The 13,186-nt window shown below is 36.3% G+C and carries 16 protein-coding genes; 15 read left to right on the top strand and 1 reads right to left on the bottom strand.

Features of this window, described 5'->3' with window-relative positions; genetic code table 11:
• From ACQQ2I_RS08690 to ACQQ2I_RS08745, 12 genes are all read left to right on the top strand, one after another.
• Positions 1–315 carry a DUF2577 domain-containing protein gene (locus tag ACQQ2I_RS08690; protein WP_431030478.1) on the top strand — a complete coding sequence of 105 codons (315 nt, stop codon included), beginning with the start codon at positions 1–3 and terminating at the stop codon, positions 313–315.
• Positions 315–719 carry a DUF2634 domain-containing protein gene (locus ACQQ2I_RS08695; protein WP_431030133.1) on the top strand — a complete coding sequence of 135 codons (405 nt, stop codon included), beginning with the start codon at positions 315–317 and terminating at the stop codon, positions 717–719. Before ACQQ2I_RS08690 ends, ACQQ2I_RS08695 begins: the two co-directional genes overlap by 1 nt.
• On the top strand, positions 716–1,795 hold the full coding sequence (locus ACQQ2I_RS08700) for a baseplate J/gp47 family protein (RefSeq protein WP_431030134.1): 1,080 nt from the start codon (positions 716–718) through the stop codon (positions 1,793–1,795). Before ACQQ2I_RS08695 ends, ACQQ2I_RS08700 begins: the two co-directional genes overlap by 4 nt.
• On the top strand, positions 1,788–2,336 hold the full coding sequence (locus ACQQ2I_RS08705; RefSeq protein WP_431030135.1) for a putative phage tail protein: 549 nt from the start codon (positions 1,788–1,790) through the stop codon (positions 2,334–2,336). Before ACQQ2I_RS08700 ends, ACQQ2I_RS08705 begins: the two co-directional genes overlap by 8 nt.
• Positions 2,336–3,442, top strand: a complete 1,107-nt coding sequence (locus tag ACQQ2I_RS08710) for a hypothetical protein (protein ID WP_431030136.1) — start codon at positions 2,336–2,338, stop codon at positions 3,440–3,442. Before ACQQ2I_RS08705 ends, ACQQ2I_RS08710 begins: the two co-directional genes overlap by 1 nt.
• Before the next feature lies 1 nt (position 3,443).
• Positions 3,444–3,956 carry a hypothetical protein gene (locus ACQQ2I_RS08715; protein WP_431030137.1) on the top strand — a complete coding sequence of 171 codons (513 nt, stop codon included), beginning with the start codon at positions 3,444–3,446 and terminating at the stop codon, positions 3,954–3,956.
• A gap of 292 nt (positions 3,957–4,248) precedes the next feature.
• The gene (locus ACQQ2I_RS08720; protein WP_431030138.1) at positions 4,249–4,494 is read left to right on the top strand and encodes a hypothetical protein; all 246 of its coding nucleotides are present in this window, start codon (positions 4,249–4,251) and stop codon (positions 4,492–4,494) included.
• Positions 4,495–4,541: 47 nt separating this feature from the next.
• Positions 4,542–4,727 (top strand): hypothetical protein, encoded by a 186-nt coding sequence (locus ACQQ2I_RS08725; protein WP_431030139.1) that lies wholly within the window; start codon positions 4,542–4,544, stop codon positions 4,725–4,727.
• Positions 4,714–5,760 carry an LPO_1073/Vpar_1526 family protein gene (locus ACQQ2I_RS08730; protein ID WP_431030140.1) on the top strand — a complete coding sequence of 349 codons (1,047 nt, stop codon included), beginning with the start codon at positions 4,714–4,716 and terminating at the stop codon, positions 5,758–5,760. Before ACQQ2I_RS08725 ends, ACQQ2I_RS08730 begins: the two co-directional genes overlap by 14 nt.
• Positions 5,761–5,903: 143 nt before the next feature.
• On the top strand, positions 5,904–6,227 hold the full coding sequence (locus ACQQ2I_RS08735; RefSeq protein ID WP_431030141.1) for a hypothetical protein: 324 nt from the start codon (positions 5,904–5,906) through the stop codon (positions 6,225–6,227).
• 2 nt (positions 6,228–6,229) lie between these two features.
• Positions 6,230–6,502 carry a holin gene (locus ACQQ2I_RS08740; RefSeq protein WP_431030142.1) on the top strand — a complete coding sequence of 91 codons (273 nt, stop codon included), beginning with the start codon at positions 6,230–6,232 and terminating at the stop codon, positions 6,500–6,502.
• Positions 6,495–7,226: an N-acetylmuramoyl-L-alanine amidase gene (locus ACQQ2I_RS08745; protein WP_431030143.1), complete on the top strand. Its 732-nt coding sequence runs from the start codon at positions 6,495–6,497 to the stop codon at positions 7,224–7,226. The genes ACQQ2I_RS08740 and ACQQ2I_RS08745 overlap by 8 nt, the downstream gene beginning before the upstream one ends.
• A gap of 615 nt (positions 7,227–7,841) precedes the next feature.
• On the opposite strand, the gene ACQQ2I_RS08750 is transcribed toward ACQQ2I_RS08745, so the two are convergent.
• A complete protein-coding gene (locus ACQQ2I_RS08750; RefSeq protein ID WP_431030144.1) occupies positions 7,842–8,405 on the bottom strand; it encodes a hypothetical protein in 564 nt (187 codons plus the stop codon).
• A gap of 394 nt (positions 8,406–8,799) precedes the next feature.
• Between ACQQ2I_RS08750 and ACQQ2I_RS08755 the strand changes: the two genes are divergently transcribed.
• From ACQQ2I_RS08755 to ACQQ2I_RS08765, 3 genes are all read left to right on the top strand, one after another.
• A complete protein-coding gene (locus ACQQ2I_RS08755) occupies positions 8,800–9,042 on the top strand; it encodes a hypothetical protein (RefSeq protein ID WP_431030145.1) in 243 nt (80 codons plus the stop codon).
• 113 nt (positions 9,043–9,155) lie between these two features.
• Entirely contained in the window at positions 9,156–9,473 is a 318-nt protein-coding gene (locus ACQQ2I_RS08760) for a hypothetical protein (RefSeq protein WP_431030146.1), read from the top strand.
• A gap of 615 nt (positions 9,474–10,088) precedes the next feature.
• Entirely contained in the window at positions 10,089–12,962 is a 2,874-nt protein-coding gene (locus tag ACQQ2I_RS08765; protein WP_431030147.1) for a hypothetical protein, read from the top strand.
• Positions 12,963–13,186 lie beyond the last annotated feature (224 nt).

Consider the following 13,186-nt stretch of genomic DNA (forward strand, 5'->3'; position numbering starts at 1 on the left):
ATGTCTGATTTTATTAAATCGATTCGTAAAATCGTTCTTGCGGCTATCGAGGCACAAAAGCTCACTAGAGTTGTTTACGGGACGGTCGACAGTCTTATGCCGTTACGTATACGTGTGGACCAAAAATTAGTTTTAGAGAAAGAACAATTAATCTTAACGCGAGCTGTTACAACGTATGATACCGAAATACGCATTGCCGGTGGATCTCGCCAATATTGCACGATTTATAATGAGCTGAAAGTTGGTGATAAAGTCACAATGATTCGGCAACACGGCGGCCAGCAATATCTTGTTATCGATAAGGAGGTGGCTTGATGCTACCACAAATTAATGACGGATTAACAGCAGACTTTGAGGAAGTTATTGAGCCCTCCAAAACACATTATATAAACTTTGAAAAAAATCGTTGTGCTGGCTTTATCGATGAACGTGAAGCCGTAAAGCAGGCGATTTTTTTAATGACCTCAATCGAACGGTATGATCACATTATTTACAGTTGGAACAATTTTATCGAGCTTAAAGATTTATTCGGGCAGCCTACTGCTTACGTAGCTAGTGAAGCACCACGCCGAATTAAAGAGTGCTTACTGCAGGATGACCGGATTACAGCAGTTGACAGCTTTGTTGTTACAACAGGAAAGGGAACGGTACATGTACGATATACAGCTCATACGATTTATGGACCTGTTGAGGCAGAGAGAGAGGTGAAATATCAATGACCACGCCACTTAATTTAGATGCAACATTTGAAGATTTACAAGCGATTAAGAAGGCGAACTTAGATGGCACATTAGACATGCGCGAAACGTCTCCACTCTTTAACGCAACCGTGGTTAATACAATTGAAACCACTCAAATGCTCGCTACACTTAAAAATTTTAAAGACGTCATGTATGCAGATACAGCACCACGAGAGGAATTAATTTTGTTGATGGCTGAGCGTGGCTTAAAGCCGAAATTAGCTTCTGCAGCAAAATGGCGTGGTGTTTTTAACGTTGATGTGCCAATTGGTTCGCGCTTTAGCTTAGGGCAATTAAATTATGTTGTACTTGAACGTATTAGTAATGGTCAGTTTATTTTAGAGTGCGAAACTGTTGGAACAGAAGGTAACTTAGAGTACGGTGCGCTTATTCCGATTGATTACATCGACAATCTACAAACAGCTGAGCTTGTAGAACTGTTAGTACCAGGTGAAGATGACGAGGACACAGAAATTATGCGCCGCCGCTATTTTAACAGTTTCAACTCAATTGCTTTCGGCGGAAATAGGGCTGATTACAAAGAAAAAACACTTGCTCAAGCTGGTGTAGGTGGTGTGCGTGTATACCGTGCCTGGAATGGTGGAGGTACAGTAAAGCTCGTTATCATCAACTCTCTTTATCAAAAACCATCTCAAACACTTGTAGACGATGTGCAAGAAGCTGCAGATCCATTGTATGCACAGGGTGAAGGGTTAGGGTTTGCTCCTATTGACCATATTGTCACTGTTTTTGGAGTTAGTGAAAATACAATTAATATAACGTTCACTATCACTTATCAAAGTGGCTGGACATGGGCAGACATTCAATCGGCTGTACAGGAAATGATTGATGATTATTTCGCTGAACTAGCTCAAGAGTGGGCAGAAAGCGAGAACGATAATGCAGGCATCGTTGTTCGCGCTAGTCACTTAGAATCACGACTTTTAGGTATTGCGGGTGTACTGGATGTTACGGGAACACTGCTAAACGGTGGCACAGCAAACATACAGCTGTCGGCTGAAAGCATACCGGAACGAGGTGTTGTAAGTGGCTAGAGAGGTAGCATATCTTGATTACTTTCCCGAAATTTTAAAGGAGATTAAGGAAATCCAAAAATGCGCTCAAGTCGAAAAGCCTATTTTAGATGCGTTATGGTTAAAAATCGAAAATATCATGAAAGACCGCTTCATTTTAACAGCTACTGAGGACGGTCTTTCTCGACGTGAAAAAGCACTAAAGATTAATGTGCCTGGGACGGATAGCATTGAAACGCGTCGTTTCCGTTTGCTTACTCGTTATCAAGAGCAAGCCCCATACACTAATAAAGTGCTTAAGCAACTACTTGATAGCCTGCTGGGTGAGGGAAAATATACGTATGAACGTAATGTTGCTGACAAGTGGATTAAGGTCCGTTTGGAACTGTCGGTGAAGGGGCAGTTTGAGGCAGTTGAATTGATGCTTGAGCGTATCACACCGCAAACCATGATACTTGAAGTAACGCTACGTTACAACCAGCACAGCACACTTGTACGCTATACACATGCCCAGCTAGCTGCCTTTACGCATAAACAATTACGAGAGGACGTGATGACGTAATGCCGACTACACATACAAGCAATTACAACCTAGCGAAACCGGGAGCGGAAGAATTTTACGATGTCAGTGTACCCAATGCTAACATGGACAAAATCGATGCAGTATTAAAGGCTCTAGCTGATGCTTTAGGCGATATCGATTTAGTAACTTTATCGCAAGCCATTCAAAATGTACAAAATGAAGTTACTGAGCATAAGGACAATAATGATATTCATATCAAAAAAACAGAGCGCGCTGATTGGAACGCAAAAATTAGTTCGATAGCAAAATATATGGATGGTGGTAGCCACATTGACCCCGACACCACAACTGAACCATGCATCTTAACTACAACGAAAACACCAGACGGAAGTTTTTGGTATATTATAACGATCTTCTACGGTACATCGGGAAATAAGGCACAGTTAGCGATTAAATACCACGGCTTTGGAGATATAGCTACTCGTAACCTTTATAATGGCACCTGGTCGGCTTGGGATAGGCAGTCTGACTACTACAAAAAGCCATCTACGGGTATTCCAAAAGCAGACTTACACGTAACCGTACAGGCATTGTTAGATAAAGCGCATACTGCAGTGCAGTCGCCTGGTATAGGTCTAGGGATAAGCGGAACTACTTTAAACGCAGAATTCGCTCTCACTTATGGAACGCTTTTAAGTTCACATGCGGGAGTATACTCAGAAGGGGAGACGGTAAACCCTGTCAATGTTAATGCTACGCACCCTACGCAGTTAGAATGTAATGAATTGTTACGTACCTTACTAGGGTACACGATGACTTCGGAGACATCCTTCAGATATGTAATAAGGACTGTTAAATACTCTACTATTATCACGCAGACAGTTCACGTATATAGTAACTATACAACTACACTAGGTACGGAAGTGTTCAGATTCACACGTACCACGAGTTTCTCATATCCGTATGACTGGAATCCGTGGAGAATCACGACTAATGTTATAGTCTATGAGGGTAATCCTAACGGCTCTGTCTACGGTATGCGTGGTTGGTTATTGTATGATTTTATAAACGCCAAACTGTATAAAAAGACTACAGGAACTAGTGGTAGCTTTAACACTGGTTGGGTAGAGATTGGAGGCGCTTAATATGCTTAAAAAGGTAGCGATTCTGGATGGCGAGATAATTAGTGTAATTCACAGCGACGAGGAGTTAGATTATTTTACTGGAATGGATGGTGTTAAGTTCGACGAGCGTGAAATGTACTACAGTGTGGAGCGGGGCTGGTGGGAAGCAGAAACTCTGTCAGATATCAAGCAGGAGAAAGCTAGGGAACTGGATATAGCTTGTAGAGACACTATACTAGGACGATTTAAAGCTATTGTAGATGGTACGGAGTATGGGTTTAGCTACGATATGGAGGCCCAATCAAGGTTCACAGGCACGGCTGTACTATTCTTAGCAAATAAAATTACTGATATTGAATGGACTGCATATCAAAATGGAGAGCGAGTCCGTATTGTTTTAAACAGCGGTACTTTTGATATCGTCTCGTTGGCAGCTCTGCAACATCAAAACGCTAATATTGTTAAGTATAATCAGTTATTGCAACAAGTTAACAATGCTACTACAAAAGAGCAAGTGGGAGCGATAGTATGGTAAAACGGTATTTTTGGTTTCTATTTATCGCTGTTGATCAACTTATTAATACGTTATTAGGTGGATATCCTGACGAAACTCTATCATCTCGTATGGGCAAACGTCCACAATGCTCTGTGTGCCGTTTTGTATGTTGGCTCTTAAATTTTATCGACAAAGATCATTGTGTTAAATCGATAGAGCTAGACGAGGGAAATTGGGACAATAAACATTAACATTTGTTTCAAAATGCTTAGTAAGCATGAAATCAATTCAATAGCATAAAAATGATAACACCCGATGTGGTGTATTTTTTATGCGTATATTTAATGAAAACGAAATAGTAGGAGGATTAGGGGAATTGGAGGAAATATATAAAGTTGAACCAATTGGCGTAAAATATACTTGTGATAAATGTGGTGAAGGTGAGATGTTATCTACAGGAAAAAATAATTGGTCTGCAAATCCACCTCAATTTGAGCATGTATGTTCAATATGCAATCATAAGGATTATTTTTTCGAAAAATATCCACTTGTCAGATTTCGAACAGTTCAAATGTAGACAAATTTAACCATACAACTTATCCTGAATAAAAGGAGGCGAGTTATATGGATTGGTTAATAGAGAATAAAGAATGGGTATTTAGTGGTGTAGGATTGTTTATTATTTCTACAATTATTACTCTATTTACAAAAACGAAGAATAAAAAACAGGTGCAGAAAGTTGGTAACAATTCTACAGCTATTCAAGTTGGTAGAGATTTTAAAGTTGGTGAAACTGATGATAAAAAATAATCAAACACAAAAAATCGGTGATAACTCAACTTCTTTACAAGTTGGAGGAGACATGTATGTTACTCATGGAATATCCTATTTTGAAGCAAAAGAAATTGCATTAGATGTTTTTAAAACGAATTTTTACCAACTATCTGAGGATGCCGCAAGTGTTGCAAAACAACGTGCAGAAGAAATAACTGATAAATTTTTAAATGAACTAAACGAACGGCTTCCTAATAGTATAAATCAAATGAACAATCCAGATATGCAATATGCTTTATTTACTGCTCAAAGAGAATACGCAAGAACAGGAGATAACGATCTTTTGGAAATTTTGGTAAATATACTGGTGGATAGAGCTTCTATTGACAATAGATCATTGCTCCAAATCGTTTTAAATGAGTCTCTTGATGTAGTGACTAAACTAACTAACGAACAATTAGATATTTTATCTTTAGTATTCTTACTAAGATATACAAGAAGATTACATTTTAAAAATATAGACGACTTTAAAAGTTATCTTTTAAATGTGATTATTCCTTTCATGGATGTACCAAAAGAAAATTCATATTATCAACATTTAGAGTATACTGGTTGTGGATCAATTAGTGTTTTAGACAATAAGATAGAAGAAACCTTTAGACAGAATTATCAAGGTATATTTTCTAAAGGTTTTTCACGAGAAGAGTGTGAAAATTTAGTAAATGGCGAGGTATTATCTTCAACAATATTAATCCCTTGCTTCCATAACAAAGAACTCGTTCAGGTAAAATCTCTAAATGATGAACAATTAGAAGAGATATGTCTGGAAGCAGGAGCAAGTGAAGAGTTAATTCAAAAGATGAAGGATTTGCAGAATTCTCGTATTATGAATGAGGGGGAAATTAAAGATTTTGTAACTAGTTTAGATCCAAAAATTAAGCAGCTTTTTGATCTTTGGTACGATTCCTCATTGAATAGAATGACTCTAACCAGTGTAGGAATTGCAATAGCTCATGCAAATTTACAAAGAAAAATAAACGATAAATATGATTTATCAATTTGGATTTAAAATTCTTATAACGGATAAACCGTATTTTTCTCTAAATGGGAAATTTTAAGCACTCTCACCCGAGGGTGCTTTTTATATTCTATCACGTTTCAGCAACGCACTGTACCGAGCAGTGCTATTTTTATTTTCAAGAGGTGAGGGCAATGGAGTTATTAGTAGTAACAGGGGCAGGTATCGCTGAAAAAGTAGCGAATAGTTCGAATCCATGGATTTACTTATCCATCGTATTAATTTTCGCAGCATTGTTTGCTGGGCGCTACATTTTCAATTATTTAGTCCAACTCGATCAGTCGCATCGGGAAGAATCAAAAGAACGGGAAAAGGCGTTAATGTCACATTTAGAGCGTTCGAATGAATCACAAGAACGGACAGCTCATGCTTTGGAAGGTATCAATGCAAGCCTTTCTACTTTAGAGGGGCGTGTTGACCGTATCGAAAAACATGCTTATAAAAAGGAGAGTGCATAAATATGGATTTAACAAACATTTTTATGATCGCAGCAGTAATTGTAGCTATTGTATTAGCAGTTTCGGAGGTAGTAAAGAAAACATTTAAAATTAATACACAATACATGCCTATAACTTCCGTAGTTATCGGTATTTTAGTGGGTGCGATATTCTACCCACTTTTCGATTATCCGGTTTACGTCATGCTAGTAGCTGGTTTTGTTGCAGGACTAACAGCATCAGGTACATTTGACTTGTTAAAAGCAACTAAAAAAGAGGGTGGTTTTAATGAGTAAGATTTTAATTGTAGGAGGGCATGGTGCAGGAGATCCAGGAGCAGTAGGTGGGGGACATAATGAGCGCGACGCTATGAGATTATTAGCTAAAGAAATTAAAGCGCTAATCCCATCGTATGTGGACGTTTACGATACAAACCTCAATATGTTTCGGGAAACTGACAAAGGTAAAGGTATTTACATTACGCCATACCAAAATATCATCGAGCTGCATATGGATGCCTCTAGCAAAACCAACGTAAGAGGTGGCCATGTTATTATCCATAAAAATTTTAAGCCTGATCCCTTAGACTTACGGCTTGCAAATGCAATAAAAGAACGTGTTGGGTGGTCGCGTAAAGATGGCTTTGACTACCGAAACAACCTATTGAACCTCAATATATGCGCAAAGAAAGGCATCAGCTATCGACTTTTAGAACTAGGATTTATATCAAACGAACAAGATCGCGCTCGTATAATTACAGAAGTAAAAGAAACAGCACGTGTAATTGCTGAGGCAATTACAGGACAAAAACTAGATAAACCTGCACCACCAAAAAAGGAGGAAACAATAGTGACGCAATTTTTGAATGAAACAGGTCGTAAAGCAGCTCGTAATATGATTAAAAAAGGCGTGGAAGAAAAACTGTTCACTAGTGAACATGAGAATGTCGGAAAGTACAGTGACACTGAATTAATCAGCTATGGATTTGCCTACATTGACCGTAAAACAAATAATAAATAAGTACAAGCCCGTTATCACTATTAACATTATTGGTAAATTAAGGTGGATTAGGATTTACAATTTAAGGGAATTACAATATTAAAAAGTCCAATTTCCTAATATTATTTAGTAAATTGGACTTTTATATTTTATTTAACTTTTTTTATATAGGTTAACCTTTTACATCATTCCTACATTAACAGAATAAATAATAATATGAAAAGTATAGGAACGATTATGTAAACATCTAATTAGTTTTCTTCTCTTTACTGTTACTTTTCCAAAGCCACATCATGGAAGGAATAAAAATCCCCAAAAAAACAGCCTCTAATAGGTTGTCTTTCCATTGCCAATCATTATATCGAAAGTAATCGGAAAGTATTAACACTATGAAGATGGTAATACTATAAGATAAAAACTTCAAAATAATTCTCATTATTATTCTCCTTTTTATTTAGGGGAAATTAGTTGTAATTTTATGAAAAACAGGACATTCCTGTTACTGTAACCAGTATTTTAAAAGGTATCTGTCGAAATAACGGTCCCCTCTATTAAATAATAAGCAAAATGAAGAACTTGAAAAGTTCTTCATTTTACTCATTCTTAATGTTAAATCAAAGTCACCAACTACTGGATTTATATCCAACCATTATATTTTTTTACACAAGTACCATGCCACCATATTAATTGTCCCGCAATACTAATAGCATTTCCTTTGGCCAAAAATTTTAGCATTTTGCTAGCTGCTTCAGTGTATAACCCGTCCCATATTAATCCTAAAATTGTTGAGATAGTTGCTACGGCAAATACTTCTCCAAAATTCTCTTTGATTTTTTCGTTTATACATTGATTAATTTTGTCTTTGTTTGGATTATTAACAATAGCATAAGTAGATAAAGATTCGCAAACTATTAGTTTTTCATCAACTTGCTGTGTCGGGAGTAACTCTTCTTTACTTAAACCAAAAGTTTCCTCTAGATATGTAAAATTATAGTCAATTACAACACCATTCTCGTCAAAAATAAACCCATTCTTGTGTAAATCTTCTAGTTGCTGTGCTAATTCATTGATTTCTTCTTCTGTTGGTTCATATGACTCTTCTACATCTATAACTTGTGCAGAAGTAAAGTTAGCAAAAGTAGACAAAACCAAGATTAAAGTCATGATAGATACCAGACCTTTCTTCAAAAATGTTTGCACGTTTTTTCCTCCTAAGTATATATTTCTGTTACGTTAGTTCTAAAATTCACCATTTTAATATAGTGACGAAAACTCATCTTTCGTAATTGTTATCCAAATAAATTATCTGTTTTGTTTATTGCTATAGCAATTCATTTACCCTCGAGTTACTCTAAATCTATCATTTGTATAACCGACATTACAACCGACAATTATACCGTCGGTGTAATGTCGGTATATTTTAGAATCTATATTGGTTTACTCAGTAATATATTTATACAATGACTTCAAAGTAACATCAAAAATAAAGGCTATTTATTTGTCAATGCTTTGTGCTAAATTTTAATTTTGAGTACTTATAAAGGGTTTTGTATTCACCTCTCGAATTATGTCCGAAAGGGGAGGTGAATACAAAATGAATATCACAATTTTTAGCTTTATGTTTAGGCGAGTTCCAGACGGTAAGGAAGTAGAAGGTGTTTATTATTTTGTTGTCCCAGAAGGAGAAAGTGCAGATTTTAGCGATGAAGAATTATTAAAAATTGTAAGAGATGCTGGTTATGATGCAACAAGTATCGTACACAGAGAAGCGGAAGATGACGAAGATATAGATGATTCATGGTTTGATCAATTTGATAATGATGGTTTTGTTCACTAAAAAATTAAAGCCATCCAGAGATCATTGTGGGGGCATTTTTTATTTACAAATAAGAACGAATGTTCTAATATAAATACAAACAAATGTTCTTTTGGTAAACGGAGGGGTTTACTATGCCTATTATAAACAATAATGAGGTCCAAGTAATATTCGGAACAGGAGATATTTCAGTCGGAATCGGATGTAGGAGCGATAGAAGTTCTAGTATAGTTCAGTTTACGGAAATTGAACCTAGACCGATAGGTGAAGAATTTGCATTCGATAAAAATAAGATGGAAATTGACGATGCTCCAGTAACGTTTATTTTTAATAAGGTCGAAAGTATAGATGCAGTAATTAAACAATTACAAAGGTTAAGAGATATTATGGGGAACAAGGATAATTATGAATGGACAGACGGTGGAAGAATTTTAGAAAAGAATCCTTCATGAATAGAAAGTCACCCGTAAACAAAATAAGACCGCTTTCTACTATATAAATAGGAAGCGGTCTTATTAATTAAAATAATATCGGTACCCCAAATGTACCCCAAACCATTTCTTTTAAATATACAAAAATACATACGATAAAAATCTAATACGCATTTAAACGTTGATATTAAAGGGGCGATTATATGCAAAATTATTCATTACGAATTGATTAGAACTCTGGAGCAAAAACACACCGCCAAAGTGGTTGTCTTAATATATTAGAGTTTAGGGGCTATCTGTTAAAGATTAGCCCCATTTTTAATAGGGTAGTCAAAAGTGTCGATAATTGTATCTTCCATTTTCCTCAATACATTTCCGTATGTTGTCTGAATTATTTGGGATGTATTTTCTAATCATGCAGCACTCGCTTTAACTGGCACGTTGAATAATTCTTTTAAATATTGAAGGAGTGGTGAATAAGGAAGGTTGTAAAACACGTAATGAAAATAAGGTGGAAATTTGTTGTGAAATCCAGTGGAAAATAGCTCTTTTTATGTAGATTGTGTGAAACACATAAAGTTACACGGAATGTGAACGATATACTTTTATAGATGGACAGAGGAGGACTAAACAACATTGAATAAAAAATTACTTTTCACAGTCGCAGCTATCCCAGCAGCATTTATTATCCCAGCAGTAGCGGGGGCAGACGAATTAGCCCCGATTTCAATTATAGGAGATGCCGTTGTAAATAAAACACTTACAGCATCCATTACGGGATTACCTGCAGGTACGATCATAAATGGCTATCAATGGTATTATGTTGAAACATCAGAAGCTGATGGTGCAACAACGAAAAAACCAATTTCGGGTGCTACACAAGCTACTTTTAAAGTGCCAATCGAAGCGGCGGGGAAAACAATTACAGTTGAAGCTACATCAACATCAGAAACTGTATATAAAGGTGATTTACGTGTAGTTAGTTCATTATCACTTGCTATTGCGGCACCAACTTTTGAAGGCTATTCAGCTTCAAAATTTGTAGCGCCAGGAGAAACAGTAAAAGTATCAGGAGCGAAAGTAACTGATAATTCCGGGGCTGATTTACAAAGTAGTCAAATTACATATAGCTATGAGTGGTTTTATAAAGTAGGAGAGGTATTCACAATTATCGATGGTGCGTCAGAGGATACTTATACAGTTCCTAAAGATGCAATTGAAAAAGGTACGATCAATATTGCTGTCAAAGTAACGGCTAAGGCAGGGGCATCAGTTGTGGTGTCAGATCTTTCGGATGTGTTAACAGTATCTAATGAACCGTCGAATACATTGATTGAGTCTATCCAAACTTTACGTGTAAGTGATGTTAAATATAATGTGACAGATTTTGAAGTATTTAAAGCTGAAGTGAAGGCATTAGATAGTCAATATCAAGCCTTATCGGCCGCTGCAAAGGCAAATGTCACAAATTATGATGTACTTAAGCGAGCAATTGCTGATGTAGAGGCTATAAGTGCGTTAAATGACAAAGTAAATAAAGCAGGCGAAGTTGTTGAGAAAGATAAGCCAAAATATTTAAAGGACATCGAAGAGGCATACGATAAGCTTGACTTATTACAACGTAGCTTAGATGTAGGGGATACGTTATTTAATAGTATTAAGGATATCTTGAAAGCACCTACTGATATTGCAGATATTGCAGAAGTTAGAAGAATAAATCAAGCAATTACGGCATTATTAAAATATGATAATTTCTTAATTAAGTACGAGGCTGATAGCATTGAGTCATTAAAAGCGCAAATTGAAGTCATTGAGGCGGATATTGAAAAGGTATCTAAAAACTACCAATCTGCTATACAAGATAGAACGTTAAAAGATGCAATGCAAGATATTAAAAAAATTGAACAATTTATCAAACGCTTCGATAAATTATCAACAAGTAATACACCAAATAAGCAAGTAACAGCTGCAAAATCAATACGAACTGCGTATGAAAAACTAACATATAAGCAACAACAGCTAGTGCCAGCAGAATATATTACTAAATTGCTCGATGCAGAAAATGCTGAAGAAAATCAAATTAATAATTTAAATACTGAAATTGCGAGCTATCTTGATGACGATATATACCCAATGAATCCGACAGCACAAACATGGCAAACGCATGTGACGAATGTGAACCGTATTATCTCAGAGTATAAAACTTTAACGAAAACTTCGGCGGCTAAAGTTGTTGGCTACGAAGGCATTACCCAGTTACAAAAAGATTTGAAGACAGCTGAGAAGGTCATTAAACAAATTGAATCATATACTTCACTTTCAAATATGAGTGATGTGAAAGAAAGTAAACTAAAATCGAGCTATAGCAGTGCTTTAAATGCTTATAATAAACTAACAAGTTTGCAGCAATCTCTTGTTTATAATGAAGATCAGTTATTAAATAATCCACCGAATGTGACGGTCGATAATAATGGGAAAGAGCCAACTGATAAAGCGGCAGCAGAAGTGCTAAAAGCTAATATCGCAAAGTTTGCTGATATAACAAAATATTCGTTCACAGAATTAGAAACAGCAGTAAATACAGCGACAACAGCCTATAAAAACCTTTCATCTGCTGCACGAAAATATGTAACGAACTATCATTTGTTAACGGCTGCTAGTAAAGATGTGAAAGGTGTCGTATCTTTCCATAAGAAAGTACAGGCTGCTCGTGAAGAAATGAACGTTGGGAAGCAAGCGAAAAAAATTGAATCTATAGAAAAGGCGTATGCAAAATTGCCTGCAAATCAGCAGCATTTGGCCAAGCCACAATTTGAAGCACTGTTAGACAATCGTCTTGTAGATGAAAATGCACCTGACATTTCAACGTTAATCAATAAAATCGATGGACTTGTCATAAATGGTCTATATACAGCTACAGTAGCAGAGATTAAGCAACTTTCTGAACAATATAGTAGCCTTAGCTCCAGCGACAAAAAGCTTGTCAAGAATGCTACAATTTTAAAAATAGCAGAAGCAGATGTGAAAAAAGTAGAGTCATTTATGAAGCAGTATGATAAATCATTTGCTAGTAATCCAACAACAATCATTAAGGCATTTGCTAAGCTAACTGCCAAGCAAATGAATTTAGTGAGTGAAGATGTTCGTGAAAAGATTATTTCTGCAGAACAAGGGCAACAAGGGTCTAATGAAACGGCATTTAGTATTGTGGAATCCATCAATTCACTTCTTCAAGGTGGCGTATACAAAGCCGATTTGCAAGCCGAAGTATTGAACATTCGAGCAGCATATGACAAGCTGAGTACTTCTGAAAAGAGCATCGTGAAAAACTACTCGAAGCTAACACAGGCTGAGGCAGATCTAAAAAAGGTAGCAGAGGTACATGCCTTATATGAAGCTATTCCGGCAGAAAACGGTGATACAGCCCGCAAAGCTTGGCAAACAGCTTTTGCGAAACTGTCGAAAAAATTAGAACTACTTTATACGGATATGTACAAAGATGATAAATAAGGGTGTAACCAAAAAAGCTAACATCCAGTAAAGATGCTAGCCATAGACTGTAGATAAACTCATTAATGATGGGATTATCTACAGTTTTTTAATGCCCTGAAAAGTGGGTATCATGCGGAGTGTTTTACTTTGGCTTTTCGGTACTTGCTATTAAAATCAAAAAGTGATTGAAGTTTTGTTTTCGTTTTTTTGTGGTGGATAGGGGGATTGCACAAACAATTACA

Source organism: Lysinibacillus sp. LZ02 (assembly GCF_050613145.1).
Taxonomy (GTDB): Bacteria; Bacillota; Bacilli; order Bacillales_A; family Planococcaceae; genus Lysinibacillus_B.

Excerpts from the sequence above, each read along its gene's own strand:
- ACQQ2I_RS08690 (WP_431030478.1), top strand. The coding sequence starts at position 1 with ATGTCTGATTTTATTAAATCGATTCGTAAAATCGTTCTTGCGGCTATC.
- ACQQ2I_RS08695 (WP_431030133.1), top strand. The coding sequence starts at position 315 with ATGCTACCACAAATTAATGACGGATTAACAGCAGACTTTGAGGAAGTT.
- ACQQ2I_RS08700 (WP_431030134.1), top strand. The coding sequence starts at position 716 with ATGACCACGCCACTTAATTTAGATGCAACATTTGAAGATTTACAAGCG.
- ACQQ2I_RS08710 (WP_431030136.1), top strand. The coding sequence starts at position 2,336 with ATGCCGACTACACATACAAGCAATTACAACCTAGCGAAACCGGGAGCG.
- ACQQ2I_RS08715 (WP_431030137.1), top strand. The coding sequence starts at position 3,444 with ATGCTTAAAAAGGTAGCGATTCTGGATGGCGAGATAATTAGTGTAATT.
- ACQQ2I_RS08720 (WP_431030138.1), top strand. The coding sequence starts at position 4,249 with ATGCGTATATTTAATGAAAACGAAATAGTAGGAGGATTAGGGGAATTG.
- ACQQ2I_RS08725 (WP_431030139.1), top strand. The coding sequence starts at position 4,542 with ATGGATTGGTTAATAGAGAATAAAGAATGGGTATTTAGTGGTGTAGGA.
- ACQQ2I_RS08730 (WP_431030140.1), top strand. The coding sequence starts at position 4,714 with ATGATAAAAAATAATCAAACACAAAAAATCGGTGATAACTCAACTTCT.
- ACQQ2I_RS08735 (WP_431030141.1), top strand. The coding sequence starts at position 5,904 with ATGGAGTTATTAGTAGTAACAGGGGCAGGTATCGCTGAAAAAGTAGCG.
- ACQQ2I_RS08740 (WP_431030142.1), top strand. The coding sequence starts at position 6,230 with ATGGATTTAACAAACATTTTTATGATCGCAGCAGTAATTGTAGCTATT.
- ACQQ2I_RS08745 (WP_431030143.1), top strand. The coding sequence starts at position 6,495 with ATGAGTAAGATTTTAATTGTAGGAGGGCATGGTGCAGGAGATCCAGGA.
- ACQQ2I_RS08755 (WP_431030145.1), top strand. The coding sequence starts at position 8,800 with ATGAATATCACAATTTTTAGCTTTATGTTTAGGCGAGTTCCAGACGGT.
- ACQQ2I_RS08760 (WP_431030146.1), top strand. The coding sequence starts at position 9,156 with ATGCCTATTATAAACAATAATGAGGTCCAAGTAATATTCGGAACAGGA.